This window comes from Saccharopolyspora soli (genome assembly GCF_022678645.1).
In the GTDB taxonomy this organism is placed as follows: domain Bacteria; phylum Actinomycetota; class Actinomycetes; order Mycobacteriales; family Pseudonocardiaceae; genus Saccharopolyspora; species Saccharopolyspora soli.
Genome location: NZ_JALBWV010000002.1, coordinates 68,459 through 91,801, shown reverse-complemented (window position 1 = coordinate 91,801; position 23,343 = coordinate 68,459). Strand labels below are relative to the sequence as shown.

Annotated in this window: 21 protein-coding genes, 2 tRNA genes and 1 riboswitch; of the genes, 13 read left to right on the top strand and 10 right to left on the bottom strand. The window is 68.6% G+C overall.

Annotated elements, in window-relative coordinates:
* Positions 1-23 precede the first annotated feature (23 nt).
* The gene (locus MOQ72_RS01920) at positions 24-572 is read right to left on the bottom strand and encodes a snapalysin family zinc-dependent metalloprotease (protein ID WP_242180370.1); all 549 of its coding nucleotides are present in this window, start codon (positions 570-572) and stop codon (positions 24-26) included.
* Positions 573-752: 180 nt separating this feature from the next.
* Here MOQ72_RS01920 and MOQ72_RS01915 point away from each other — a divergent pair, with 180 nt between their 5' ends.
* Genes MOQ72_RS01915 through MOQ72_RS01900 form a run of 4 tightly spaced genes read left to right on the top strand, consistent with a single transcriptional unit; the run spans position 753 to position 2,712 of the window.
* Positions 753-1,487 carry a PIG-L deacetylase family protein gene (locus tag MOQ72_RS01915; protein ID WP_242180060.1) on the top strand — a complete coding sequence of 245 codons (735 nt, stop codon included), beginning with the start codon at positions 753-755 and terminating at the stop codon, positions 1,485-1,487.
* On the top strand, positions 1,484-2,107 hold the full coding sequence (locus tag MOQ72_RS01910; RefSeq protein ID WP_242180058.1) for a maleylpyruvate isomerase N-terminal domain-containing protein: 624 nt from the start codon (positions 1,484-1,486) through the stop codon (positions 2,105-2,107). Before MOQ72_RS01915 ends, MOQ72_RS01910 begins: the two co-directional genes overlap by 4 nt.
* A gap of 40 nt (positions 2,108-2,147) precedes the next feature.
* Positions 2,148-2,378, top strand: coding sequence for a ribbon-helix-helix domain-containing protein (locus tag MOQ72_RS01905; RefSeq protein WP_242180056.1), 231 nt, complete (start codon positions 2,148-2,150; stop codon positions 2,376-2,378).
* The gene (locus MOQ72_RS01900) at positions 2,365-2,712 is read left to right on the top strand and encodes a type II toxin-antitoxin system PemK/MazF family toxin (RefSeq protein WP_242180054.1); all 348 of its coding nucleotides are present in this window, start codon (positions 2,365-2,367) and stop codon (positions 2,710-2,712) included. The genes MOQ72_RS01905 and MOQ72_RS01900 overlap by 14 nt, the downstream gene beginning before the upstream one ends.
* A 58-nt stretch (positions 2,713-2,770) precedes the next feature.
* On the opposite strand, the gene MOQ72_RS01895 is transcribed toward MOQ72_RS01900, so the two are convergent.
* From MOQ72_RS01895 to MOQ72_RS01875, 5 genes are all read right to left on the bottom strand, one after another.
* On the bottom strand, positions 2,771-3,706 hold the full coding sequence (locus MOQ72_RS01895) for a heme o synthase (RefSeq protein ID WP_242180053.1): 936 nt from the start codon (positions 3,704-3,706) through the stop codon (positions 2,771-2,773).
* Positions 3,706-4,101: a DUF3817 domain-containing protein gene (locus tag MOQ72_RS01890; protein WP_242180052.1), complete on the bottom strand. Its 396-nt coding sequence runs from the start codon at positions 4,099-4,101 to the stop codon at positions 3,706-3,708. The genes MOQ72_RS01895 and MOQ72_RS01890 overlap by 1 nt, the downstream gene beginning before the upstream one ends.
* Before the next feature lie 166 nt (positions 4,102-4,267).
* The gene (locus MOQ72_RS01885) at positions 4,268-5,317 is read right to left on the bottom strand and encodes an LLM class flavin-dependent oxidoreductase (RefSeq protein ID WP_242180051.1); all 1,050 of its coding nucleotides are present in this window, start codon (positions 5,315-5,317) and stop codon (positions 4,268-4,270) included.
* 81 nt (positions 5,318-5,398) lie between these two features.
* Positions 5,399-7,714, bottom strand: a complete 2,316-nt coding sequence (locus MOQ72_RS01880) for an amino acid adenylation domain-containing protein (RefSeq protein WP_242180050.1) — start codon at positions 7,712-7,714, stop codon at positions 5,399-5,401.
* 92 nt (positions 7,715-7,806) lie between these two features.
* A complete protein-coding gene (locus tag MOQ72_RS01875) occupies positions 7,807-9,162 on the bottom strand; it encodes a GNAT family N-acetyltransferase (RefSeq protein WP_242180049.1) in 1,356 nt (451 codons plus the stop codon).
* A gap of 296 nt (positions 9,163-9,458) precedes the next feature.
* On the opposite strand from MOQ72_RS01875, the gene MOQ72_RS01870 reads away from it, so the two are divergent.
* Positions 9,459-10,385, top strand: coding sequence for a hypothetical protein (locus tag MOQ72_RS01870; protein ID WP_242180048.1), 927 nt, complete (start codon positions 9,459-9,461; stop codon positions 10,383-10,385).
* 11 nt (positions 10,386-10,396) lie between these two features.
* On the top strand, positions 10,397-10,828 hold the full coding sequence (locus MOQ72_RS01865; RefSeq protein ID WP_242180047.1) for a hypothetical protein: 432 nt from the start codon (positions 10,397-10,399) through the stop codon (positions 10,826-10,828).
* Positions 10,829-11,262: 434 nt separating this feature from the next.
* Here MOQ72_RS01865 and tenA read toward each other — a convergent pair whose 3' ends face one another.
* The 3 genes from tenA to MOQ72_RS01850 all read right to left on the bottom strand — a co-directional run bounded on the left by tenA (position 11,263) and on the right by MOQ72_RS01850 (position 13,193).
* On the bottom strand, positions 11,263-11,973 hold the full coding sequence (tenA, locus tag MOQ72_RS01860; RefSeq protein WP_242180042.1) for a thiaminase II: 711 nt from the start codon (positions 11,971-11,973) through the stop codon (positions 11,263-11,265).
* A gap of 42 nt (positions 11,974-12,015) precedes the next feature.
* Positions 12,016-12,813 carry a bifunctional hydroxymethylpyrimidine kinase/phosphomethylpyrimidine kinase gene (gene thiD, locus MOQ72_RS01855; protein ID WP_242180041.1) on the bottom strand — a complete coding sequence of 266 codons (798 nt, stop codon included), beginning with the start codon at positions 12,811-12,813 and terminating at the stop codon, positions 12,016-12,018.
* Positions 12,801-12,895, bottom strand: a riboswitch (TPP riboswitch). It overlaps the preceding gene by 13 nt.
* A gap of 40 nt (positions 12,896-12,935) precedes the next feature.
* Positions 12,936-13,193 (bottom strand): hypothetical protein, encoded by a 258-nt coding sequence (locus MOQ72_RS01850; RefSeq protein WP_242180037.1) that lies wholly within the window; start codon positions 13,191-13,193, stop codon positions 12,936-12,938.
* A 212-nt stretch (positions 13,194-13,405) separates the two neighbouring features.
* Between MOQ72_RS01850 and MOQ72_RS01845 the strand changes: the two genes are divergently transcribed.
* From MOQ72_RS01845 to MOQ72_RS01825, 5 genes are all read left to right on the top strand, one after another.
* A complete protein-coding gene (locus MOQ72_RS01845) occupies positions 13,406-14,143 on the top strand; it encodes a hypothetical protein (protein ID WP_242180035.1) in 738 nt (245 codons plus the stop codon).
* Positions 14,144-14,321: 178 nt separating this feature from the next.
* Positions 14,322-14,519 (top strand): hypothetical protein, encoded by a 198-nt coding sequence (locus tag MOQ72_RS01840; RefSeq protein WP_242180033.1) that lies wholly within the window; start codon positions 14,322-14,324, stop codon positions 14,517-14,519.
* A 114-nt stretch (positions 14,520-14,633) separates the two neighbouring features.
* On the top strand, positions 14,634-16,271 hold the full coding sequence (locus MOQ72_RS01835; protein WP_308197827.1) for an AMP-binding protein: 1,638 nt from the start codon (positions 14,634-14,636) through the stop codon (positions 16,269-16,271).
* Positions 16,272-16,319: 48 nt separating this feature from the next.
* A complete protein-coding gene (orn, locus tag MOQ72_RS01830; RefSeq protein ID WP_242180030.1) occupies positions 16,320-16,979 on the top strand; it encodes an oligoribonuclease in 660 nt (219 codons plus the stop codon).
* Between the two features lie 91 nt (positions 16,980-17,070).
* Positions 17,071-17,146: transfer RNA gene (locus tag MOQ72_RS01825), tRNA-His, on the top strand.
* A gap of 279 nt (positions 17,147-17,425) precedes the next feature.
* On the opposite strand, the gene MOQ72_RS01820 is transcribed toward MOQ72_RS01825, so the two are convergent.
* Positions 17,426-18,625 carry a L,D-transpeptidase gene (locus MOQ72_RS01820; RefSeq protein ID WP_242180028.1) on the bottom strand — a complete coding sequence of 400 codons (1,200 nt, stop codon included), beginning with the start codon at positions 18,623-18,625 and terminating at the stop codon, positions 17,426-17,428.
* 293 nt (positions 18,626-18,918) lie between these two features.
* Here MOQ72_RS01820 and MOQ72_RS01815 point away from each other — a divergent pair.
* Both MOQ72_RS01815 and MOQ72_RS01810 read left to right on the top strand, forming a co-directional pair.
* Positions 18,919-18,991: transfer RNA gene (locus MOQ72_RS01815), tRNA-Lys, on the top strand.
* 441 nt (positions 18,992-19,432) lie between these two features.
* Positions 19,433-23,308, top strand: coding sequence for a hypothetical protein (locus MOQ72_RS01810; protein ID WP_242180024.1), 3,876 nt, complete (start codon positions 19,433-19,435; stop codon positions 23,306-23,308).
* The last annotated feature ends 35 nt before the right edge of the window (positions 23,309-23,343 follow it).

The following is a 23,343-nucleotide window of genomic DNA, read 5'->3' as shown; positions in this document are numbered from 1 at the left end:
GAAGACGGCCGCAGCCCGCGTGCTCACCGCCGAGCGAGCACGTCTTCGCGGAACACCTGCGGCGCGATCCGCACGCCTTCGGCGAAGTTGCGCTCCACCTCGGCGATCTCGTCGGGGTTCGGCGTCGCGTTGTCGCAGTCCGGCCCGGCGCTGGCGCCCGACATCAGGTCCGCGCACACCCCGGTCCGGTTGTCCGGCAGGCCGAGGATGTGGCCGAATTCGTGCGCCGCGATGCGGATGGTGTCGTGGCCCTCGTCCACCGCTTGGCGGCCCATCCAGATCCGGCCCTGGCCGAGGCCGATCACCTCGGCGCGCGGCCAGCCGTCATCGGCGAGGACGACGACATCGGCGGAACCACCGGTGGCCGGTTCCAGCCGGACGTTCTGCACGTTGTCGTTCCAGACCTGCGCACCGGCATCCACGGCATCGCGGAATTCGGCGGCCTGGCTGGCGTCGTAGGTGACGACCCGGACGTTCTCCGGGGCCGCGGCGGCGGCCACCGGAACACCGAGCGCGACGAGAAATGCGATGAACAAACCGACGACTGGTCGTATCGTCCGGGACAGGATCATCTGCACCAAACCTCCCTAGCGGACCGGATCACAGCGCCCTCGAACGTATTGCCGCCTACTGCCGCTCAAAGCGACCTGGCGAAGAAGTGCCAGCCATGCGAATTTCGCGGAATACAAACAGTCGTGAGTGCATAACCGGGTTGGAGCCCGGTTACGCACTCACGAGGTCTGGAGGCCCCGATGGTCGACGAGCTCAAGCCGATGCCGCAGGACTGGCGCCAAGCGCTGGCGATCGTCGCCCACCCCGACGACCTGGAGTACGGCTGTTCCGGCGCGGTGGCCGCCTGGACCGCGAGCGGCCGGGAAGTCTCCTACCTGCTGGTGACGCGTGGTGAGGCGGGCATCGACAGCCTCGCTCCGGAGGAGGCCGGGCCGCTGCGCGAAGTCGAGCAGCACGCCAGTGCCGCTAAGGTCGGCGTGCATTCGGTGGATTTCCTCGACCACCGCGACGGGGTCATCGAATACGGCCTGCCGCTGCGCCGGGACCTCGCCCGCGCCATCCGGGAACACCGGCCGGGCCTGGTGATCACGCTCAACCACCGGGACAGCTGGGGACCGGGCAGTTGGAACAGCGCCGACCACCGCGCGGTCGGACGGGCGGTGCTGGACGCGGTCGCCGACGCCGGAAACCGCTGGATCTTCCCGGAACTGCGCGAACAGGGCTACGAACCCTGGCAAGGCGTGCGGTGGATCGCCCTGGCCGCATCGCCGCACCCCACGCACGCCGTGGACATCACCAACACCCTGGACCGGGCGGTGGCGGCGCTCGCGGAGCACCGAACGTACCTGGAGGCGCTGAGCGACGAACCCGCTGAGCAACACGCCCGCAAGGCCGTGGAGGCTGTCGCGCGCGAGCACGCCGACCGCTTCGGAGGCCGCCCCTGCACCACCTTCGAACTGATCGGAGAAACGTGATCATCGACGCTCTGGACCAAGCATGGCGAGCCTGGGGCGAGCTGGGCAGCGAGCTCGGCCCTGCGCAGTGGCAACGGTCGACCCGCCTGACCAGCTGGACCGTCAAGGACGTCTACGCGCACTACAGTGGATTCCCGGCCGCTACCGCCGCAGGTATCGAGGTGCCGGAACCGCCGCGGCCGGTGACCCACACCGACGCCGCCGAACTGCTCGCGTTCATGCAGCGACCGGGCGGGGTCGCCGACGAGGTGGCCGACCACCTCCGCGACCAGGCGATCGAACAGGCCGCGGCAGTCCCGACCAGCCAACTGGTCGAGCAGTTCACCGAGGTCGCACCGCAGGTCGTAGCGACTTTGCGGACCGCTGACCTGCATCGTCGCGTGGACTACGGCGGCGTGGCCGTGGTGTCGGCAGCTGAGGCACTGCGGATCTTCACGCTGGAGGCGGTGGTGCACTACTTCGACATGGCCACTGCGCTGGACCGACCGGTACCCGGGCCGATGGCGGGTGCCCCGCTGCGCGAGACGGTGCGGCTGCTGGCCGACACCGCCGATCCGATCGCGTTCATCGACGCGGCCACCGGACGCAGCTCGCCGCAGGTCTTCCCGATCATGCGCTGAGAGGTGGGACAGCGGGTAGCAACATGGGTAGCATGGCGGTATGAAGGTGAGTGTGAGCCTGACCGACGAAGACGTCACCTTCGTCGACGAGTACGCCCAGCAGATCGGCGCCCCGTCCCGGTCGGCAGTGATCCACGAAGCGATCAACCTGCTGCGGACCGCCGGTCTGGAAGACGCCTATGCCAGCGCATGGGACGAGTGGGACAGCAGTGCCGACGCGCACCTGTGGGACGCGACGGCCGCCGACGGAATCGCCGATGCGCCGAGGTGACATCTACTGGGTCAACTTCGAGCCGATCCGCGGCGCGGAAGCGAACAAGACCCGGCCAGCGGTGGTGATCAGCAACGACGCCGCGAACCGCAGCGCTCAGCGTGCCGGGCGCGGGGTGATCACGGTGGTTCCGGTGACCTCCAGCATCGACCGCGTCTTCCCGTTCCAGGTGCTCCTGCGAGCCGACGAGTGCGGGCTGCCCAACGACTCCAAGGCCCAAGCCGAACAGGTTCGCGCGGTCGCGTTCAACCGCTTCGGCAACCGCATCGGAGCCCTGCCGCCCGCTGTCCTGGAGAAGCTGGACAACGCGCTGCGCCTGCACCTGCGCCTGTAGCGCCGCGGGCGATTTCGCGCGAAATCGGCAACTCCACCACGCGCCGCGGGAAAAGTGGTCAGCCCAGCGGTGGCAGGCCGGTGGCTGCGTCGATGGCGATAGCCACGAACAGCAGTGCCAGGTACGAGTTCGACAGGTGGAACAGCTGCATCGGGTTGTAGGCCCGGCCGTCGCGCACCGACGCGTGCAGGCGCTGCGCGACGATCAGGAACGCCGCCCCGCCCAGCACCGCGAACGCCACGTACACCCAGCTGGTCACCGGCACCAGCAGCAGCGTGCAGCCCACGGTGGCCCAGCTGTAGGCCAAGATCCGCGCCGAAACCTGCCGCGTGGTGGCGACCACCGGCAGCATCGGCACCCCGGCGCGCGCGTAATCGTCCTTGTACTTCATGGCCAGCGACCAGAAGTGCGGCGGCGTCCACAGGAACACCACGCCGAACATCACCAGCGCGGGCCACTCCACCGTGCCGGTCACCGCGGCCCACCCGACCACCACGGGCATGCAGCCAGCCGCGCCACCCCACACGATGTTCTGCGAGGTCCGGCGCTTGAGCACCAGCGTGTAGACGAAGACGTAGAACAGGATCGCGGCCGTCGCGAGCACGGCGGCCAGCAGGTTCGCCCCCGCCCACAGCACGCCGAAGGACACCACGCCGAGCACGATGCCGAAGATCAAGGCGTTGCGCCGCGGCACCTCGTAGCGGACCAGCGGGCGCTTCTTGGTCCGGTCCATCACCGCGTCGATGTCCGAGTCCGCCACGCAGTTGAGCGCGTTGGCGCTACCGGCCGACATGGCACCGCCGACCAGCGTCACGATCACCAGCCACGGCGACGGGATGCCGCGCTGCGCGAGGAACATCGCGGGGATCGTGGTGACCAGCAGCAGCTCGATGACGCGCGGTTTGGTCAACGCCACGTAGGCGGCCAGCACGCCGCGTCGGCGGCCGGGGCTCGGCGTGGACTCGGGGGTCATGGACTCGGGAGTTGCTGTCATCAGGCCCGCGATTCCTCCGATTTCGCGGCGCTGCTGGGCGCGACGATCGGCTTGCCCGCCAGTCGCAACTGGTGCCAGTGCGTCACCTTGCGCTCGGCGACGAACGCGCCGAACGGGACGGTGCCAGCCAGCAGCACCAACAACATGCGACCGATCGGCGCGCGCAGCTGGGTCGTGGCGACCACGGCGACGAGCAGGTAGACCATGTACAGCCAGCCGTGCGCCACACCGATCCGGAACGTCCAGCTCTGGCCGAACTGCTGGGTCGCGGAGCCCTCCGGCCACAACCCGGCGTAGTGGCCGTACTTGAGCACCACCGCGGCGCACAGCAGGATCAACAGCACCGCGGTGACGTACGCCATGATCCGGTAGAAGGTCAGCACACCAGGCTTCACGCCAATCCCTCAATCCCCGCCTCGCGCCTAGAAATACCGGTGTCAATAGACCGTACGCCACACGCCACGCGAGCCCGCGCCGGACCTCGGGCAAGAGTGGCGCCGCCCACCCGCCCAGGTTCGATCCGGACAACCGGGGCCTGTTCGGCAAGCGTCGCGCCGGTGTCTAGATCATCCGGTACGCCTTGGCGATCAGTTCGAAGGAGTGCAGCTTGGTGTCCCGGTCGGGCACGTTCGCGGTGAGCATCAGCTCGTCGGCTCCCGTGCGTTCGCGCAGTTCGTCCAGTCCGGCCCGAACCGTCTCCGGCGAACCGTGGACCGCGTCGGCCAGCCAGCTGTCGACGAAGCTCTGCTCCAACTCGGTGTAGGGGTGGTCGCGGGCTTCCTGGCGGGTCGGCTGCTTGCCGGGCATGCCCCGCCGCAGCCGCAGCATGCTCAGCGCGACCGGCCGGATGATGTCGAGGGCTTCCGCATCGGTGTCCGCCGCCAACGCCTGCACGCCGATCAGCGCGTACGGCTCGTCCAGCACCGCCGAGGGCTCGAACGACTGCCGGTAGAGCTCCAGCGCGGGCACCGTGTGCTGCGCGCTGAAGTGGTGCGCGAAGGCGAACGGCAGGCCGAGCGCACCAGCGAGCTGCGCGCTGAACCCGCTGGAGCCGAGCAGCCAGATCGGCGGTGTCGGGCCCTGCGGCACGGACTGGATCGCCGCGTACGGGTGGTCGATCGGGAAGTCGTCGCCGAGGAAGGCGATCAGTTCGCCGAGCTGCTGCGGGAAGTCGTCGGCGGACAGCGGGCCGGTGGTGCGCCGCAGGGCACGGGCGGTGGCCTGGTCGGTGCCCGGCGCGCGGCCGATGCCGAGGTCGATGCGTCCGGGGTGCAGCGCCTGCAGGGTGCCGAACTGCTCGGCGACGACCAGCGGCGCGTGGTTCGGCAGCATCACGCCACCGGAGCCCAGACGCAGCGATTTGGTGTGCGCGGCGAGATGGGCGATCACCACGGCCGGTGCGGAGCTGGCGATGCCGGGCATCCCGTGGTGCTCAGCGACCCAAAACCGGTGGAACCCCCACCGCTCGGCGCAGCGCGCGAGCTCGGTGGTGGTGTTCAGCGCATCCGACGGGGCTTGCTCGACGCCGACGGTCGACAGGTCGAGCACCGACAACGGCACCGGAGAATCGCCGCGCGTCACGCCCTTGATCGGATCCTGATCCAAAGTCACGCTGCCCCCACCACGCTCGGCTGCACTCCTCGCCCAGTCTGCCCTAGCCGCGTGGGTCAGCCGCAGGCGACAACGACACTGTCAGCGCGCGGGCCGCATGTCGGTCCAGTTCACCTCGATGTGATCCACGCAGGACTCCCGGTCGGCCGGGCCGTGCGCGATGGTCCACCCGGCGGGCACGTCGATCGCGGCTGGCCACAGCGAGTACTGGTCCTGCTCGTTGATCAACGCGTAGTACGCCGCGTCCGGATCCTCGAACGGATTCATCATGCCCCTACTCCACGCGTCCCGAACGCGGCCGATCAGCTTGGCGGCCAGCGGCGAATTTACGCCCCGGTCGAAGAAACCGTCGTCCACACCACCCCTGGGCAGTGCGACGTCGGCGAACAGTCCACAAAGGATCTCCTCGGTGGGGTTGCCGACTTGCTGGTCGGCACGCCCGATGAATTCGATGGTGCCGTCCGCCTGCCACCGGCCCAGGTCGCCTGAGCGGTACATCCGGGTTCCCGGCACGCCGTGCGGATCGGCCACGAACCACTGCGCGGTCAGCCCGCGCTGCCCGAGGTAGCCGCGCGCAAGGCCCTCCCCGGCCACGTACAGCTCCCCCAGCACCCCCGGCGGCACCGGCTGCAACAGCTCGTCGAGCAGGTAAACCCGCAGGTCGGGAAGGCCCCGGCCGATCACGCTGCCGTCGCGGCGAGCGACCATCTCCCGGTCGAGCTCCACATAGGACACGTGCACGGTGGTCTCGGTGATCCCGTACATGTTGATCAGCTTCGGCGCCTGGGGATGCCGGGCGTACCAGTCGGCCAACCTGGACAGCTCCAGCGCCGCACCGCCGAAGATCACGTAGCGCAGCGCCAGCTCCGTGCCGGACTCCTCCCGATCTACTTGGCTGAGCTCGTAAAACGCCGAGGGCGTCTGGTTGAGCACGGTCACCCGCTCGCTGGCGAGCAACCGCCGGAACCGCTTCGGCGACCGGCTGATCTCGTGCGAGACCACCACCAACCGGCCGCCGTGCAGCAGCGCGCCCCACAACTCCCACACCGAGAAGTCGAACGCGCAGGAGTGGAACAGCGTCCACACGTCGTCGCCGTCGAAACCGAACCACTGGTCGGTGGCGCTGAACAGCCGGACCACGTTGTGGTGCGGAATCGACACTCCCCTGGGCCGCCCAGTCGGGCCGGAGGTGTAGATCACGTACGCGGTGTGCTCCGGGTTCAGCGGGCCGCGTTCACCGGGCTTCGGGTCCTGCTGCGAATGCCGGGAGATCTCCCCGATCGCGGTCGGATCGTCCAGCAGGATCCGGATGATCCCGTCCGGCAGCCGGGCTGCGTGCTGGCTGTCGCTGATCAGCACGGTCGGCTGCGCGTCCCCGAGCACGTAGTCGATCCGCCGTGCCGGATCCAGCGGCAGGTAAGCAGCACCGGCCTTCAGCACCGCCAGCAGCGCCACGACCAGCTCCAGCGAGCGCGGCAGCGCCAGCGCGACCAGTTGCTCGGGCCCGACACCGTAGTCGATCAGCTCGTGCGCGAGCTGGTTCGCCCGCGCGTTGAGCTCGCCGTAGGTCAGATTCCGCGTGCCGAAAGTGACCGCGACGGCATCCGGTGTTCGAGCGACCTGCTCTTCGAACAGCTGCGGCAACGTCGCCGCCGACGGCTCCTGGACGTCGTCGATCGGCGCGTTCCACTCGTGCAGGATCCGATCGCGCTCCTCCGGCGACAGCAGCTCGATCCGGCCCACCGGGGTGTCCCCGGAGCAGTTGGCGAACGCCGCGAGGAACCGCAGGAACCGTTCGCGGTGCCCGGCCAGCTCCGATTCGCCGTAGCGCTCGGGGTTGGCGTCGAACTCGAACCGCAGCTCGCCGCCGCTGGCGTACACCGCGATGGCCAGGTCCGCCACCGGTCCGGCGGCGAGGCTGTGCACGCTCGCCGGGGCTTCGCCGAAGGACGTGATGTTGATCACTGACCCGAACCGCGGGTCCGAGCCCAGCTTGAGCTCCCGGCACAGGTCCTCGCTCCGGTAGCGCTGGTGCCGCACAGCCTTTGCCACCTGCGAAATCAGCTCCGCCCGCGTGGTCGCGGCAGTGACCGTCAACCGCAGCGGCAGCACGTCGGCGACCATGCCGGGCACCCGCGGCGAAGCCGACCCGAGCACGACCTCCGTCGCCCGGGTCATCCGGTGCAGGTAGGCGCCGAAGGCAGCGATGAGCGTGTCCGGCCAGATCGTGCGGCTCTGCTGAGCGGCAGCGGCCAGCGCGTCAACGGCGCGGAAGGTGTGCGCGGTGCCGCGCGAACTGCCGGTCAGCGACACGACATCCGGCTGGTCCGCGAAGCGCTCGCGCCAGAATTGCGCGTCCTGGCCGAACTTCGGGGACCCGTCAGCACGCCCCAGCATCGTTCTCCCCACGATCAGCAAGACGAGTAAGGCTTACCTTAGTTTCGATCCGATCGCGGGTACACCCGAGCACGGCGCTGGCGGATGTGGCACTACTCACCTGGGACAGCCCGTTCGAACACCATCAGCGCGGAGTTCTTGTTCGGCAAGCCGACTTCGGCCACCTGCGCGAACCCGGCCTTGCCGAACGCGCCGATCGAAGCTCCATTGTGGACATCCGGTTCGGCGACCACCCGCTGACAGTCCGAATCGGCCGCGAGCAACCCCTGCGCCACGGCACGAAGCAACGCCGAACCGACCCCGCACCCGACCGCATCCGGCTCGCCGATGGCCACGTGCACGCCCAAGTCGTGCGGATGGTGGGCATAGCAGTGCGCGAGCTTGTCGCGCTGCACCCGGTACAGCTCGACATATCCGACATCCCGCCCCTCGAAGCCCACGATGCACGGCAGCGAATGCCGCCCGGTGAGCTGACCGGCCAGTTCGTCCCGCCACCGCGCCACCGACCATGCCTGCTCCCAGTGGACCGCGACGTGCCCGTTGTTCATCCAGCGGTGCACCAGCGCGACATCCGGCCCGCCGTCGCCACCAGCGACCCGAACTGGCCGCAACGACCAGCCTGCCCGCAAATCCGGGATCGGCACACCCGGAACGTCCGGAACGTCCGACCGCAGGGGATTGCGCACCTCGAACGGAACGGCCCGCACCCCCGTCTCGCCGGTCACCGCGCGATACCGCAGCCCAGCACCGTTGAGCGCGGCGAGATCGGTCAGCGTCGGACTGGTGAGCCAGTGCTGGACCAGCCACTGCACATCGGGATGCGCCTCGGCGACGGCCCCCAGCCGCTCCACCAGTCCAGCGAGCAGGTCGGTCTCGTGAACGACACCGCGCCGCCCGAGCAGTCCGATGACCGCGAGCGGCCCGCGAACCAGCAGGTCCGCGGTCGCGGACGCGGCATCATCGCAGCCCCAACCCAGGACCGCGGGCAACAACCGGCTCTCGACGTGCGCGGCCAACCAGCGCCGCGCCTCCGAGGCATCGGAAATCGACCTGGCGACCGCGACCAGATCGACTGGCAGGGCGAGCGGGTCGATCTCGCGGCGCGGAAGCGCATCGATCAGCCAGTCCACCAGCGAACCCGCGGCGGCCGAATTGATCGGCGCGTCCGGCAGCGCGCGGGCGCGCGCTTCGGCCGAGCAGGCGGCGGCGAGCAATGCGGGCTCAGCCACCGCCACCGGCCCGCCGGTCGCATCGAGCACGTGGATCGGACCGAAGCCGTGCGCGCCGGTCGGCGAGTCGTAGACGACGTCGACACCCAGTCGCAGCGACCCGATGGTCAACCGCAGCGGGCCCTCGGTCACCGGCGTGTGCGTCTCGGCCAGCCACCGCCGCAGCAGCACCGACGCCCGCTGATGCGCCTGTCCCGCAAGGTCGGCACCACTGGCCACGTCGCGCTCCCTCGATCACGCAAACCTCGTGAGCGAAGCCTAACCTAACCACTCGATCCGGTGGTTGTGGCTCACCCCACTGCCGGATCGGCCGCGCACGGACGGCGCGCACCTCGACGCACCGAACACTGTGGACGAACCTGGGACACCATCACGGAGCGCGAAGCAAGATCTGAATGGTCTGAAGATCATTACCTGATCCGGTGATGATCGTTGTTTTCCGCTGGGCGAGCTCCCACCATCCCCCCTACTCTCCGAGCTATCGAATCGGCCCCCGCCCGGAGAGGAGTTCACCAATGGAAGACGCTGACGCCGTCGTGCCGCTCCGGCCGGGATTCGACATCCAGGTCCGCGGCTTCAACCGCAATCAGGTCATCGACCACATTGAACTGCTGGAAGACCAGCTGAGACTGGTCAGCATCGACCGCAACGAGGCGGCCCAGCTCAACTCGGACCTCCGCAAGCTCTGCGACGACACCCGCCGCAACCTGGACCAGGCCGAGCAGCGGCTCAAGCGCATCGAGAGCTCCGACACCGGGCTGCCCGCCGCGTCCCAGCGCGTGCAGAACATGCTCTCGATCGCCGAGGAAGAGGTGCAGAACCTCCGCGACCAAGCGAAGAGGCAGGCCGAGATCATCCGGGGCAGCGCGGAGACCGAAGCGCGCGAGCTGCTCGGCGAGGCCGAGCGAACCGCCACCGAACTGCGCGACGAGTGCGGCGAACTGATCGCCGAAGTCGAGTCGCGGCGTGCCCGGCTGAACCGCGAGCACGACCAGAAGGTCAGCGAGCTGCGCGCCCGCGAGAACCGGCTGCGGCAGAACATCCGCAGCGAGTACAAGCGGACCATGTCGACCGCGCAGGAGGAGGCCGACAAGCTGATCACCGAGACGCGGCGGCAGTGCGGCCAGTGGGACGCCGAGACCGAACGGATGCGATCGGAGGCGCTGGAGGAGATCCGCGTCAAGCGGCTCCGGTTGGAGGAGATGCGCACCTCGGTGCTGTCCGCAATGGACAGAGCCCGGCAGATGCTCGACGACTCCGCGGCCGCGCTGCGCGACCAGCACCCGCCAGCTGCACAAGTGGAGCAGTTGACCAGCGACGACGTGGAGCCGCCGATGCTGCTGCCCGAACAACGCGACGACGTGCAGACCTTCACCGTTCCCATCGAGCGGCAGCACACCAACGGCGCCGCCCCGCAACCCGGCCCCGCTCGGAAGAATTGATCGGAGCACTCGTGGATCTGCTGGTGTTGATGTTCGTGACCGGTTTCGCCGTGGCCACGCTGATCTTCTGGCCCATGCTGCACCGAGCCAACCGGCGGCTCGCCGAAACCGGGGTGTCCGATGCCGGATACACACCGAAGGGCAAGCACGCGCTGCGGCCCCCGGCGACGCCGAAGGTCATCCCGCGTCGACGGGAGGCCGAAGAACAGCCCGCGCCCGCCGAAGCCAAGGCCGAACCCGAACCCCAGGTCGAGACCGAGACGAAGGCGGAGGCCGAACCGGAGCCGTCCGAGTCGGCATCGGTCGCGCCGCAGCAGCGCGCGGCGGAACGGATCGAGATGCCTGCGCTGCCCACTGATCTGTTCGAGAAGCATTTCGAGGCCAAGTTCAACCGGTCGCGCCAGCGGCTCGCCCGACTGCGCAGCGAGATCAACAAGCCGTGATCCGCCCGGCAACGGCGTGCCACGTGCGGACCGCGAGCTTCCGCACGGTTGATCATGGTCACTCGTCGTCCTCGGCGGACTGCTGCCGTTGCTTGCGGTGGTCCGACAGGTAGAACGGCGCAGCCGCGAGCACCGGCACCAGCATGCCCGTCAGCACGATCAGCAGAGAAGTGCCCACAGCCGTCTGAAACTCCGTCCACGGTAGGAAGATTCCGCGTTTGAGTCCTCCGCCCGGACGGGCGTCTCGCTGGGAGAATCGCTGCGCCTCGCCGATCGTTAGCGCAACCAAATGTGCGCCAAGTCACACCGGAACGCCGCCCGCTTGCAGTTCTTCGAAGTGAAGGGCACCTTCGACCGGCTTACTCGGTCGAAGGTGCCCTTCACTCATCACCCGAACGGTGCGGATTGTTCCTGCCCGGCAACGGTTTCGACGACTACGCCAGCCAACGCGCGGTGAGCCAGGCTTCCTTGGTCCAGGCGCTGTTCCAGAACAGCCACTCGTACTCGGTTGCGCGGGTGAACGCTTCGAGCATCCGCTCCCAGGTCTCGGCGTCGACGCCCTTGGCGACCCGATCGGTCAGGTCGCGGGCGGCCAGCACCGCTTCGGCGAACTCGTCGTCGGCGTAGGTCTGGATCCACGCCCGGTACGGATGGCCTTCGGCGCCGCCGGTGGCCGCCAGGATCGTGCTGCCGACGTGCTGGTACACCCAGAAGCACGGCAGCAGCGCCGCCAGCAGCACCGGGTACGGCTCGGTCAACGCGCTCGCCCGCAGGTACGAGGTGTAGGCCAGGCAGGACGGGGAGGTGTCGATCCCGGCGATCTCCGCGTCGGAGAGGCCGAACTCCGCGACGTATCCCGCGTGCAGCCGACGCTCCTCGATCAACGCGCCCTGCGAAGCACCGGCCAAGAAGGCGGCGTCCTCGGCGTTGTCGGCCCGCGTCGCGGCCGCGGCCAGGGCCTGCGCGAAACCGACCAGGTAGCGCGCGTCCTGCACGATGTAGAACGCGAAGCGGTCCCGGTCCAACGTGCCGTCGGTGAGCGCGGCGTTGAACGGGTGCTCGACGATGGCCTGCTGCAGATCTGCGGTGTGCTCCCACGCCTGGGCGCAGAAACCATCAGCGGGCGGAGCGGGCAACTTGCTCATCGGAACCTCTCGGTGATTCGTCGAAGCGATATCCGGGCGCACTCACCACCATTGGTGGAAGTGGTGCACGGGACCGTGGCCGTGGCCGACGTCCAGCCGTTCGGATGCGCGCAGCGCCTCGGTCAAGTACTCCTTGGCTTCGCGCACGGCTTCCAACCAGCCCGCGCGCTGCGGACGCAGCGCGGCGATCGCCGCCGACAGCGTGCAGCCGGTGCCGTGGTCGTTGGTGGTCGCCACCCGCTCGCTGGTCAGGAACTCAGCGATCCCGTCGCCATAGAGCAGGTCCACACTGGACTGGCCGTCGAGGTGGCCACCTTTGAGCAGCACCTGCTTCGCACCCAGCCCGGCCAGCCGTTCGGCCTGCGCGGGCATGCCGTCCGGGTCGGTGATCTCCGGCTCGCCCAACAGGTCTGCGGCCTCCGGCAGGTTCGGGGTGATCAGATCGACCCGCGGCAGCAACTCGTCGCGCAGCACCGCGACCGCCTCCGGCGCCAGCAGCCGGTCGCCGCTCTTGGCGACCATGACCGGGTCCAGCACCACGTGCGGCGGCGCGTAGCGGTCGAGCACCCCGATCACCGCGCGGATCACCTCGGCGTTGGCCAGCATGCCGATCTTGACCGCGTCCACCCGCACGTCGTCGAGCAGCGTGACCAGTTGGGCCGTGACGAACTCCGGCGGTACCTCGTGCACCTCGGACACCCCGGTGGTGGTCTGCGCCACCAGCGCGGTGATCACGGACATGCCGTAGGCGCCGTGCGCGGAGAATGTCTTCAGATCGGCTTGCACACCAGCACCACCGCTGGGATCGGTGCCCGCGATGGTCAGCACATTGGGAACCATGACGTCCCTCCGCTAGTACGAGCTAGGTCAGGTTCAACGGGTCTGTTCTCAGCCCGGCAGCCGGGCACCCCGCGTCACTTTCACCAAACCTAACAACCGCAGGCGATCCCAGGCCATGCCCATCAATCGATCAGCCCCACCACGGCGCCCGCGGTGAGCACCTCGCCGGGCCGGACCTGGTGCCACAGCGTGCCGGTGGCCAACGCCGAAACCCAGCCGACCGTCCGGCCGAAGTGGTCGTCGGCCACCCGGACCTCGGCCAGCCGGTCGCCGACGTGCACCCGGCTGCCGTCCGCGGCCAGCCAGCAGACCAGTACCCCGCGCGCCGGAGCGCAGCCGGTCGGCTGCCGGGCCAGTTCCGGGAAATGCAACTCGGTCATCCCGCCCCCTCGATGATCGCCCCAGCATTGCGCCAGGTGCCGCTGGCGACAAGACCATTCGGCCGCGAAGCCACCCCGATGGCGCAACGCCCCGGATGCCCCGATCGGCGCACGCAGCCCTGGTCTGGACCGGCACAGCGATCGAATTCACACCGTGAAGCCGCACACCAGCGGCTGAGGCGGGCCGATCGCGCGCACTAAGCTGGGAGGCGATGAAAACCACTACCGATGTCCCGAGCTTCGCGCGCTCCCGTCGGCCTTCGCGGCCCGAGGATCCGGCCCGGATCTGGGCCCCGCTGGCGAGCCTGACCGAAGCCGCCGTCGCGGTCGCCGGATCCGGGACCGTGGCGATCACCCGCGGATTCGACCGCAACAGCAGGCAGCGCGCCAAAGCGCTGCGCGAGCTGCTGGGCCAACGGGGCGTCGCGGCGATCGAGGTGACGCCCGCGCCGGGCAGCGACCGGTTGCTGGCCGACACCGAGATCACCGCCGTGGTCAACCTGGTCGGTGCCGGTTCGTGGCAGCCCTACCGGGTCGCCGCTGAACTGGGCGCGCCGGTGCTCACGCCGAAACCCGGCGACGGCCCGGCCGAGGACGTAAAACGGGACGTGATCGCACTGGCCGGGGACTCGGGCCAGCGCGACGTCGCCATCTCGCACGTCGCCATCCGCTCCGAGGACCCCGCCGCCAGTCGGCTGACGCTGAGCTACGACGGCGAGCAGTTGGAGGTTCCCGGCGGCTGGTTGACCGTCGAGGTGCGCAGCGGAGACCTGCTGATCCAGGTCGGCGGCGTGCACTTCGCGGAGCAGACGCTGACCACCGGCCAGCTCCGCGTGGCGGCCTTCGACGCGCCGCACCGGCTGGTGCGCGACGAGTTGCCGATCGCCGACTTCGAAGGCGCCGTCACCTTCACGGCCGAACCAGCGGGCCTGCTCATCCGCCCGGTCTGAGTTCCTGTCTGCGCCATTTCTGCGCGCGGCACGGTGCGTTTCCGGTGTGATCTAGACCATTTCCGGCGACCGATCCGGTGAACCATCGTCACAGCCTTCCGCTCCGCCCGTCCCTCGATCAACACTGCGCGTGGGAGGCGAAACGCGCGGATTGCTTGCACCAGGGAGGCTGGGGACCGTGGAGCCCACCAAGCAGTGGCACGTGAGCTGCCGCGATGTCGCTGGCAGGCGTCGAGATATGTCCGTCTTCGTCAACCAAGGCCATGTCGTGGTCGTCGCGCCGCCGGGCGAAACCGCAGTGCTGTCCCCGTTGGAGGTCGGCAGGCTGCGCGCGGCCCTGCGCGACGCCGTCGTGCTGGCCGCCGCACTCGAATGAACCGGAGTTCGGGAGCGGGCTGAGACCCGCTCCCACACGCGGCCTTCGACTTCCCCTCGGCCGCCCGGTCACGGCATCATCTACTCGCGGTGGCCTGGACCGAGAGGTGAACGCGTGAGCACGTTGAGGCAACGGTCGATGGCCCTGCTGCGGCGCGTGACGCCGTCGCTGCACACGACGTTCGTGCTGGTCAAGCAGGGAGTAATCGGCCCGGTCCGGCCGGACAAGCTGCTGCGCATCGTCCTCGCCTGGCGCCGCTGGGGCATCACCCCGCCGCTTGGCTTCGCGGTTGGCGCGGTGCGCCACGCCGACCGTCCCGCCGTGATCGACGAGCGCGGCGCGCTCAGCTACGCCGAGCTCTCGCAGCGCACCACCCGGCTCGCCAACGGCCTGCGCAGCCGCATCCCACGCGGCACCCGGATCGCGGTGCTGTGCCGCAACCACCACGGGCCGGTGGAAACGATCGTCGCCGCCGCCAAGCTCGGCCTCGACGTGGTGCTGCTCAACACCGGTCTGAGCACCAAGCAGCTCACCGACGTGCTCGCCGAACAGCGGGTCGGCCTGCTGGTCGTGGACGCCGAATTCCGCGACCACCTGGCGAACCTGCCCGAAGACCTCGACGTCGTGCTGGCGTGGACCGAGGGCCCAACCCGGCACACCACGCTGGAACACCTGATCGCGACCGCACCGGCCAGGCAGCTGCCCCGGCCGACCCGGCACTCCCGGATGATCGTGTTGACCTCGGGGACCACCGGAACCCCGAAGGGCGCCCGGCGACCCGAACCGCCGGGCCTGGCGCCAGCGGCGACGATCCTCTCCCGCGTGCCGCTGCGCAGCGGGGAGCGGATGCTGGTCAGCGCGCCGCTGTTCCACACCTGGGGGCTCGCCGCCTTCCAGCTCGGCACCGTTCTCGGCGCGACGTTGGTGCTGCGCCGCAAGTTCGACCCCGAACAGGCGCTGGCCGCGGTGCGGCGGCACCGGTGTACGTCGATGTTCGCGGTGCCGGTGATGCTCCAGCGCATCCTTGAGCTCCCTGCGCAGACCCGAGCCGGGTACGACCACAGCACGCTGCGCATCGTGGCCGTCAGCGGCTCAGCGCTGCCAGCCGACCTGGCCACTCGGTTCCAACGCGCCTTCGGACCGGTGCTGTACAACCTCTACGGCTCCACCGAGGTGTCGTGGGTGAGCATCGCCACGCCGCACGATCTGCGGGTCGCGCCGAGCACTGCGGGCCGCCCGCCGCACGGCACCACCGTGCGCATCCTCGACGAGAACGGCACTCCGGTGCGGCGCGGTGCGACCGGGCGGATCTTCGCGGGCAACAGCATGCTCTTCGAGGGTTACACCAACGGCAGCAGCCGGGAGACCCGCGACGGCCTGATGTCCACCGGCGACCTCGGGCGCACCGATGCCGCCGGGCGGCTGTTCGTCGTCGGCCGGGAGGACGACATGATCGTCTCCGGCGGCGAGAACGTTTACCCCAACGAGACCGAGGACGTCATCGCCCGCCTGCCGGAGGTGGCCGAGGCGGCGGTCATCGGCGTCGACGACGCGGATTTCGGGCAGCGGCTCGCGGCGTTCGTGGTGCTGCGCGCGGGCGCTGAACTGGACGCCGAGCAGCTGCGCGAGCGGGTCCACGACCGGCTGTCGAAATTCGCCGTGCCGCGAAATGTGGTGTTCCTCGACGAGCTGCCGCGCAACGCCACCGGCAAGGTCGTCCCGCGCGAGCTGCTCGACCGCCTGGACCGCTGACCGGCATGGCTTCGCGAACACGCTCCGCAGCGGGTTAGGCTGCCTCGGGTGAACGACCGTCTAGTGTGGATCGACTGCGAAATGACCGGTCTCGATCTCGGCAAGGACGCATTGATCGAGATCGCCGCCCTGGTCACCGATGCCGACCTGAACATCCTCGGCGAAGGCGTGGACATCGTCATCCACGCCGACGACGAGACGCTCGCCGCGATGCCGGACGTGGTGCGCGAGATGCACGACCGCTCCGGGCTCACCGAAGAAGTGCGCCGCTCCACCGTGACGCTCGCGGAGGCCGAACAGCGGGTGTTGGACTACGTCCGCGAGCACGTGCCCGATGGCCGGTCCGCACCGCTGGCTGGCAACTCGATCGCCACCGACCGCGGCTTCATCGCCCGCGACATGCCGCGGCTGGACGCCCACCTGCACTACCGGATGGTCGACGTGTCCTCCATCAAGGAGCTCTGCCGCCGCTGGTACCCGCGCATCTACTACGCCCAGCCGGAGAAGGGGCTCGCGCACCGCGCCCTGGCCGACATCCGGGAGTCCATCCGCGAGCTCGCCTACTACCGGCGGACCGCGTTCGTCCCGCAGCCGGGGCCGACCAGCGAGCAGGCACAGACGGTGGCCGCCGAGCTGCTCGACGGCGATGGCGGCGGTGCCGACCAAGCCCGCGAACAGTCCGAACAGCACCCGGAATCCGGCCGCTGACCAGCGCGCACAGGATAACCCGAGCCGGTCGGAAACCGGGTGGCAGCGCACGCTAGGATATGAACGTTGCTTGCGGACGCGAGCAGCCGTGGTGGGTGTAGCTCAGTCGGTAGAGCACTGGGTTGTGGTCCCAGGTGTCGCGGGTTCGAATCCCGTCACTCACCCCACGAAAAGGCCCCCGTTCCAGCGGAACGGGGGCCCTTTGGCGTCTGTCCTCGTCTTGCTTTTTGCTTTTGCCTTTGAAGCGGCGAAGCCGCTTGGCCCACCTACGGCACTTGCACCGCCGCGGGTTCTCAGGCTGTGCCCACTGGCGTTCTCTGGGAGGACCTACCTCGACGTGGTGTATGGCATACATGATGTCGGGGATCCCGGACCGAGACGGCGTCTGAGGTTCCGCCACCCGCACCGCAAAGCAAAACGAGTCCGGGAAGCGTCTTGTAATTCGGTTATCTGTTGCCTTGCAGCCATTGGTCCCACGGGACCTGCCAGTCGCCGAAACCGTCCCAGGAACGCAGGTTCGGCCCGCCGGAATTGGTGATTTCCACTACATCGCCCTTCTTCAGCAGATCGAAGATCCACTTGGCGTCGGCGGTGCTCATGTTGATGCAGCCGTGGCTGACGTTGCGCCGCCCCTGGTCACCCACCGACCAGGGCGCGGCGTGCAGGAACTCGCCCCCGTTGGAGATCCGGACCGCCCACTCCACCTCGGTGCGGTAGCCGCCCGCCTCGACGGGCAGACCGTACGTGGAGGAGTCCATCAGCTTCTTGGCGTGGTGCTCGGTGACCACGTGCACGCCGTTGTTGGACGGGAACTGCGGGCTGCCCAGCGAGACCGGCATGGTCCGCAGCAGCTGGCCGTTGCGCTCGATGGTCATCTGGTGGCTGGCCCCGTCGGCCTTCAGGACGACCGCGTCGCCGATGGTGATGGTGGCCGCGCGGTCCTCCTGGCCCCAGGTCCCGTTGCCGAGATCCCTGCCGTACACGTCGATGTTGATCGACACCTTGGTGCCCGGCTGCCAGTACTCCTTCGGCCGCCAGTGCACTTCACGGCTGTTGAACCAGTAGAACGCGCCCTCCACGGCCGGTTCGGTCTGGATCTTGATCGCGTCCTCGGCCCGCTTCTTGTCCGGTGCCGGGGCGTTGTCGCTGAAGTAGAACGCCAGGGGCTGGCCGATGCCAACGGTCTGCCCGTCCAGCGGGTTCATCGACACGTAGGCCTGCTCACCAGGCGAAACGGTGCTGAAGGTGGACTGCTGGGTGATCGCGGGGCCGCTCGCTCCCTGGGCGGTGACCGCCAGCGTGTAGGTCTTGCCGTAACCGAGCTTCTCGGTGGCTGTCCAGCTGGCCCCATCCGGTGCGATCTCGCCGCGGAGCTGCGCGCCTTCCGCATTGCTCAGCACCGCGTTGACGATCCGGCCGTTGACCGCTGTCGCGGTGATCGGCCCGACCGGTGAGACGTCCTTGGTCCCGTTCTGCGGCGCCAGCTCCAGGGTCGGCGCGGGCGGCACCTCATCGGCCGCCGAAGGCTCCCCCGAGCCGCTGGCGGTGCAGCCGGCGGCGAACAACGCCACCAAACCGAAGATCAACATCGTCAACAGTCGTGAAACCCGCACGGGAATCCCGACCGGATTACTCCACTCCCTCATGGGCAACAGTCCGTCCGCTCTAATGCGCCGCTACGCCTGGGAACAGTGTGCAGCAATGCCCCAACAGTGAGTGAAGGCACCGGCTGTTCACATGCAGTGATCCGAGCTGGCGGATCACCCTCTCCTGGGACGCAACACCCCACCCAGAGGTTGCTCGCCCTGGACGAGCAACCTCGACGCCCAGCGAAAGGCGACCCCCTGTTCAAGACCCCCGCGCAAGGCGTGCTAATGTTTTCCACGTCGCCAACGAGACCGGTACGGCAAACGTACTGATCAAAGCGGCGAACATGCCAGCGCCAATAGCTCAACTGGCAGAGCAGCTGACTCTTAATCAGCGGGTTCGGGGTTCGAGTCCCTGTTGGCGCACTCGATGTTTGGGACGCCCTGCTTACGCGGGGCGTTTCGCATATCTCACATCTCGTGATTGTCTTGGGGGGTCGAACCCCCCAAACCCCCCACGGTGCGGTGGAGACTTTCGCGGGCTCCTTGCGTGGCCCACCGTTCCCGGCCTGGGTTCCGGACCAGCCTTTGCCGTTCCGGCCTGAACGCGATCAACACCCTGCTCACGCGGGGCTTTTCGCATTGGTTCGCCTCTTCAGTTCTGCTCCCTCTACAGCCCCCTCGTTGCGGTGGAGGCTTCGCCAGTCTTTGTTGTTCCGATGACTGTCCATTGTGGTCTTTTTGGTTTGCGGGGAGTCTTGGGTTGTGGGGCGGGTTCTGCACAGAAAATTCGTTTGGGTCATTTGGAGTGGTTGGGTCCAGTAGGCTTGTTCGCCACCCGGAGCCGAGCGGTGGGGGATCGCGAACATGGCAGAGCTGGACCAGAACGTCGGGCTGGTCGGCCGCGACGGCATCGTCGAACTCGTCGAGCACCTGGTGGAACGCGACTCCCGGCGGCAGTTGCCCGTCGTCGTCGCTTACGGGCCCGGTGGCAGTGGGAAAACTGCCCTGCTCACGCATCTGGAACGCAGGTACAACGCCAACACGCCGCTGGCCATGGTGAGCCTGAGCCAGAACAGCGCCAAGACGGCGCAGGATGTCCTGGACGCGGTTTTCATCCGGCTCTGCCGGGATTCCCAGAAGCAGTTCGGCCAGCTGCGGCTCCCGCGGTACGAAGCCGCCCGGATCATTCGCGGGTGCGCGGCCGAGACCGTGGAGGCACCGAATCCGCACATGGTGATCCGCAGGAGGTTGGCCGAGCAGCTGACGGTGAACACGATCACCCAGGTGGTCGGTCAGGGCGGCGAGGTCAGCGGTGGCTTGGCCGGGTTCCTCGGCAGGCTGCTGCGGCCGATGACCCGGTGGATGATCGGCAAGGCGGTGGTGGCGCCGCAACCGCTGCGCTGGCTGCTGGCCGGGCCGAAGTACGCGTCGGCTTTTCGTTGGTACGAGCGGAAAGCGCACGAATACCTCCGAGGCTTGGCCAAGGGCGTGCACGTCGACAACGTCGGTGCGCACATCCACGGCCGCATCAACGACGAACCGGCCAACGACGCCGTGCGCGACCAGCTCAACGCCTTCATGGTCGCGGCCCTGCTGGCCGATCTGCGCGCGGAGTACCGGTGGCGGCGGATCCGCAAGGTCAACTGCTTGATGCTGCTGGACAACGCCGACCTGCTGTCCCCGGACGAGGCCGAGCTGTGGGCGGTCAGCCGGGCACACCGCAGGTCCCCGCAGGGCACGGACCTGCTCGATCTGCTTGCGGAGGAACTTCGGCAGCATCCGGACACGCCGTTGCTGGTGGTGGCCACCAAGCAGACCGCACCGGCCGCGGACGGTTTCGCCCACGACGCCCACGGCACACCTGGTGGCACCGAAGCCGATCCCAAGCTGGAGGCTCGGCGCCGTTATCTGCGATGGGCGCGGAATCAGACACCGCACACCAGGTCGGCGACTCCGCGCCCCGCGGCCTACCTGCCGGTGCGGCTCGAACCGCTCACCCTGGACCAGACCCGGCAACTGCTCGACGAACTGAGCGAGCTCGACGAGGAAACCGTGCGCGAGGAAGCGCGCGTCCGCGAGATCCACGAGGCCACCCACGGCCATCCGCAGGCCGTCCAACTCATCTCCCGGAAGTTGAGCCTGAGCTCGGAACGGGCGTGGACGATCCCCGCGGTCCGGGCGATCTTCGATGAGCTGGCGCGTCCGGAGGAAAGCAATGCGGACCGGGGCGAGACGGTGCGCGAATACCTGTTGATGCGCTTCCTCCAACGATTCCGAACCGAACCGTTGCCCCCGGACGCGCTCGAATCCGCCGAGAACGACTCGGACAGCGCAGCGGTGAAGGCCGTCCGGCGCGAGACCAACGACCTGTTGTCCAAGCTCGCCGCGCCGATGTGGTTGGACGAAGCCACCATCGAGCTGCTGGCCGACGATCGGGATGCCGACAGCCTCCGGCGGATCAAGGACTACCTGCCCATTCTGAGTTTCGTGGACACCGGGGAGGACGGGAACTGGTACCTGCACCCGCTGCTGCGGGACCTGTTGGTCAACGAGCTGCTGGCGAACGAGGCGGAGCTGGATTTCTCCTACGACGTGGTGCACCGCGAGCTGGCCCTGCACTTCGCCAACGACCCATGGAAAGCCGGTTCGCTGCTGGCGATGCAGTACCACCTGCTCGCCCTCGGCGAGGTCGAGGAGGTGGCCAAGCATTTCGCGGGACGCGCTCGGCGGGCGCAGGCAGGCGACGACTGGCACGCGGATCTGGAGCAGATCGCGACCGCACCGAACGTCCGCCCCGGCGGCGCTGGGGCGATCCGCGAGTGGCTCACCAGCAGGAACCTGCTGTGGGACGCGCCTCGGTCGCAGCCGTTCGAGCAGATGATCAACGCGCTGCAAACGATGTTGTCGTGCACGAGCCGGGAACGCTGGGACGAGCGCACGCTGTTGGAGCTCGACGACGCGTTCAACAGCGCGGCACAACTTCAAAACACCGACGTCGTCGAGTTGCGGAGCAAGTACCGCGGCATCGGCTCGGGCAGCAGGTCGATCGCGGTGCCGCAGTTGCGCGCCGTGTTGCGGGCGGACGGAAACTTCCCCTACCCGCGCGTGCTCCTGCCGCGTCACACGCTTCGTCGTGTCGTCGGCGCTGCCCTGGCGCTCACCCTGGTCGGTTACGGGTTGGTGTACGGGGTGCACGTCACGCAGCACTGCGATCGCGGCGGCATCGGCTCTGCTGATTCCGTGCGCTGGCTCTGGGATGACACGACGACCCTGCAGAACCAGGACGGTCAGTGCATCGGCATCGCCACCGGGGTGGGGCCGTTCACCGCGCCGCCGATCGCCGATCCGGCCGAAGTGGAAATCGATGCGCTCAGCAGGCTGATCGCCGAGGAGAACGCCAAGGTCGAAGGGGCCAAGGCCACCGAGCACAAGCCCTACGCCACGGTCGTGGTCGGAACTATCTTGAGCAGCAAGGAAGAACCACCTCGGCACGGGCTGGCGGTCGGCGTCAACGAGCTGCGCGGCGCGTACCTCGCGCAGCGGGAGTGGAACGGTTTCGCGCTCGGCGCGGGTTCGCGGCCGTTCTACGTCCGGCTGGTGCTGGCCAACTTCGGCGGTGAACTGGCGGAGGCGCACAACGTCGCCCCCAAGATCAGGGAACTCGCCCGGCAGGATCCCACCGTCATCGGAGTCACCGGGCTCAGCCAGACCCGCGACTCCACCGTCCTGGCGGTGCAGCGGCTCGGCCCCGGTGAGGAAGACGGCCAGCAGTCAGCGGTTCCGATGGTCAGTTCGGAGGCGTCCGGCAATGTGCTCTCCGGCATGCCCTACTTCTTCCGGGTCGCCGTGCCGAGCAGCCACCAGGCCCGAGCCGGAACCGACTTCCTCGCCAGGCGCGATGACATCGCGCAGCGAAAGCCCTTCGTGCTGGTGGACAACAACGATCGCTACAGCAAGGAGCTAACCGGCGACTACGCGGACGCGCTGGGTGAAACGCTGGGCGGCCTCGGGCCGCCGATCCGGCTGACCTACGAGCCGAACAGTGCGGACCTGCTGTCGCGAATGGCGAACAACATGCGGCAGATGTGCGATCAGAGCAGGCAGGAGGGGCGCAAGCCACTGCTTATCTACACGGGACGGGCCAACGAGACGTACACGATGCTCGACGCCCTCAGCCGCGATGGCAGCTGCGCCGGGGAGACCCTCGTGCTGGGTTCCGACGACATGTCCCAATTGGACACCACGGATCAGAGCTACCTCAGCACCCTGCAGGGGTTCGGCGACGACCAACTCATGTTCACCAGCTACAGCACCAGCGAGGAAGGCTGGAACCACATCAATGCCGATGTGGACTCCAAGCGTTCCGCCCAACGGTTCTTCGAAGCCTACCGGAAAGTCGCGCCACAGGACGCGAAACCGGACGGCACGCCGTTCGGCACGCCCGCCAACGGCCACGTGATGGCTGGCTACGACGCGCTGAGCCTGTTGCTGGAGGCCGCGGTCGATGCGGGCAGGCCGGAGCAGCCGGTGCCGAGCCGGGCGGCCCTGTTCGCCGCGCTTCGCGCCATCACCGGGGAAAACGCCTACTACGGAGCCAGCGGCAAGATCGATTTTGGGCCGGTTCCGCAGGACCCGCAGGCGGGCGCTGATCCGCGCGAGAAGCTGATCACGGTGAACCGGATCGCGGACATCCAGCACGATCCGCAAATCCTGTTCGTCGACGCCATCCGGACGCGCTGAGCCTCCGCGCGAAATCGGCCCAGAGCGAGCCCGGT

What these genes read in the sequence shown, in the direction of transcription:
- MOQ72_RS01900 (WP_242180054.1), top strand. Translation starts at nt 2,365, where the DNA reads ATGCGCCGAGGTGACATCTACTGGGTCAACTTCGAGCCGATCCGCGGC.
- MOQ72_RS01845 (WP_242180035.1), top strand. Translation starts at nt 13,406, where the DNA reads ATGAAAACCACTACCGATGTCCCGAGCTTCGCGCGCTCCCGTCGGCCT.
- MOQ72_RS01820 (WP_242180028.1), bottom strand. Translation starts at nt 18,625, where the DNA reads ATGAGGGAGTGGAGTAATCCGGTCGGGATTCCCGTGCGGGTTTCACGA.
- MOQ72_RS01920 (WP_242180370.1), bottom strand. Translation starts at nt 572, where the DNA reads ATGATCCTGTCCCGGACGATACGACCAGTCGTCGGTTTGTTCATCGCA.
- MOQ72_RS01870 (WP_242180048.1), top strand. Translation starts at nt 9,459, where the DNA reads ATGGAAGACGCTGACGCCGTCGTGCCGCTCCGGCCGGGATTCGACATC.
- thiD (WP_242180041.1), bottom strand. Translation starts at nt 12,813, where the DNA reads ATGGTTCCCAATGTGCTGACCATCGCGGGCACCGATCCCAGCGGTGGT.
- MOQ72_RS01915 (WP_242180060.1), top strand. Translation starts at nt 753, where the DNA reads ATGGTCGACGAGCTCAAGCCGATGCCGCAGGACTGGCGCCAAGCGCTG.
- MOQ72_RS01850 (WP_242180037.1), bottom strand. Translation starts at nt 13,193, where the DNA reads ATGACCGAGTTGCATTTCCCGGAACTGGCCCGGCAGCCGACCGGCTGC.
- MOQ72_RS01810 (WP_242180024.1), top strand. Translation starts at nt 19,433, where the DNA reads ATGGCAGAGCTGGACCAGAACGTCGGGCTGGTCGGCCGCGACGGCATC.
- MOQ72_RS01905 (WP_242180056.1), top strand. Translation starts at nt 2,148, where the DNA reads ATGAAGGTGAGTGTGAGCCTGACCGACGAAGACGTCACCTTCGTCGAC.
- MOQ72_RS01895 (WP_242180053.1), bottom strand. Translation starts at nt 3,706, where the DNA reads ATGACAGCAACTCCCGAGTCCATGACCCCCGAGTCCACGCCGAGCCCC.
- MOQ72_RS01880 (WP_242180050.1), bottom strand. Translation starts at nt 7,714, where the DNA reads ATGCTGGGGCGTGCTGACGGGTCCCCGAAGTTCGGCCAGGACGCGCAA.
- tenA (WP_242180042.1), bottom strand. Translation starts at nt 11,973, where the DNA reads ATGAGCAAGTTGCCCGCTCCGCCCGCTGATGGTTTCTGCGCCCAGGCG.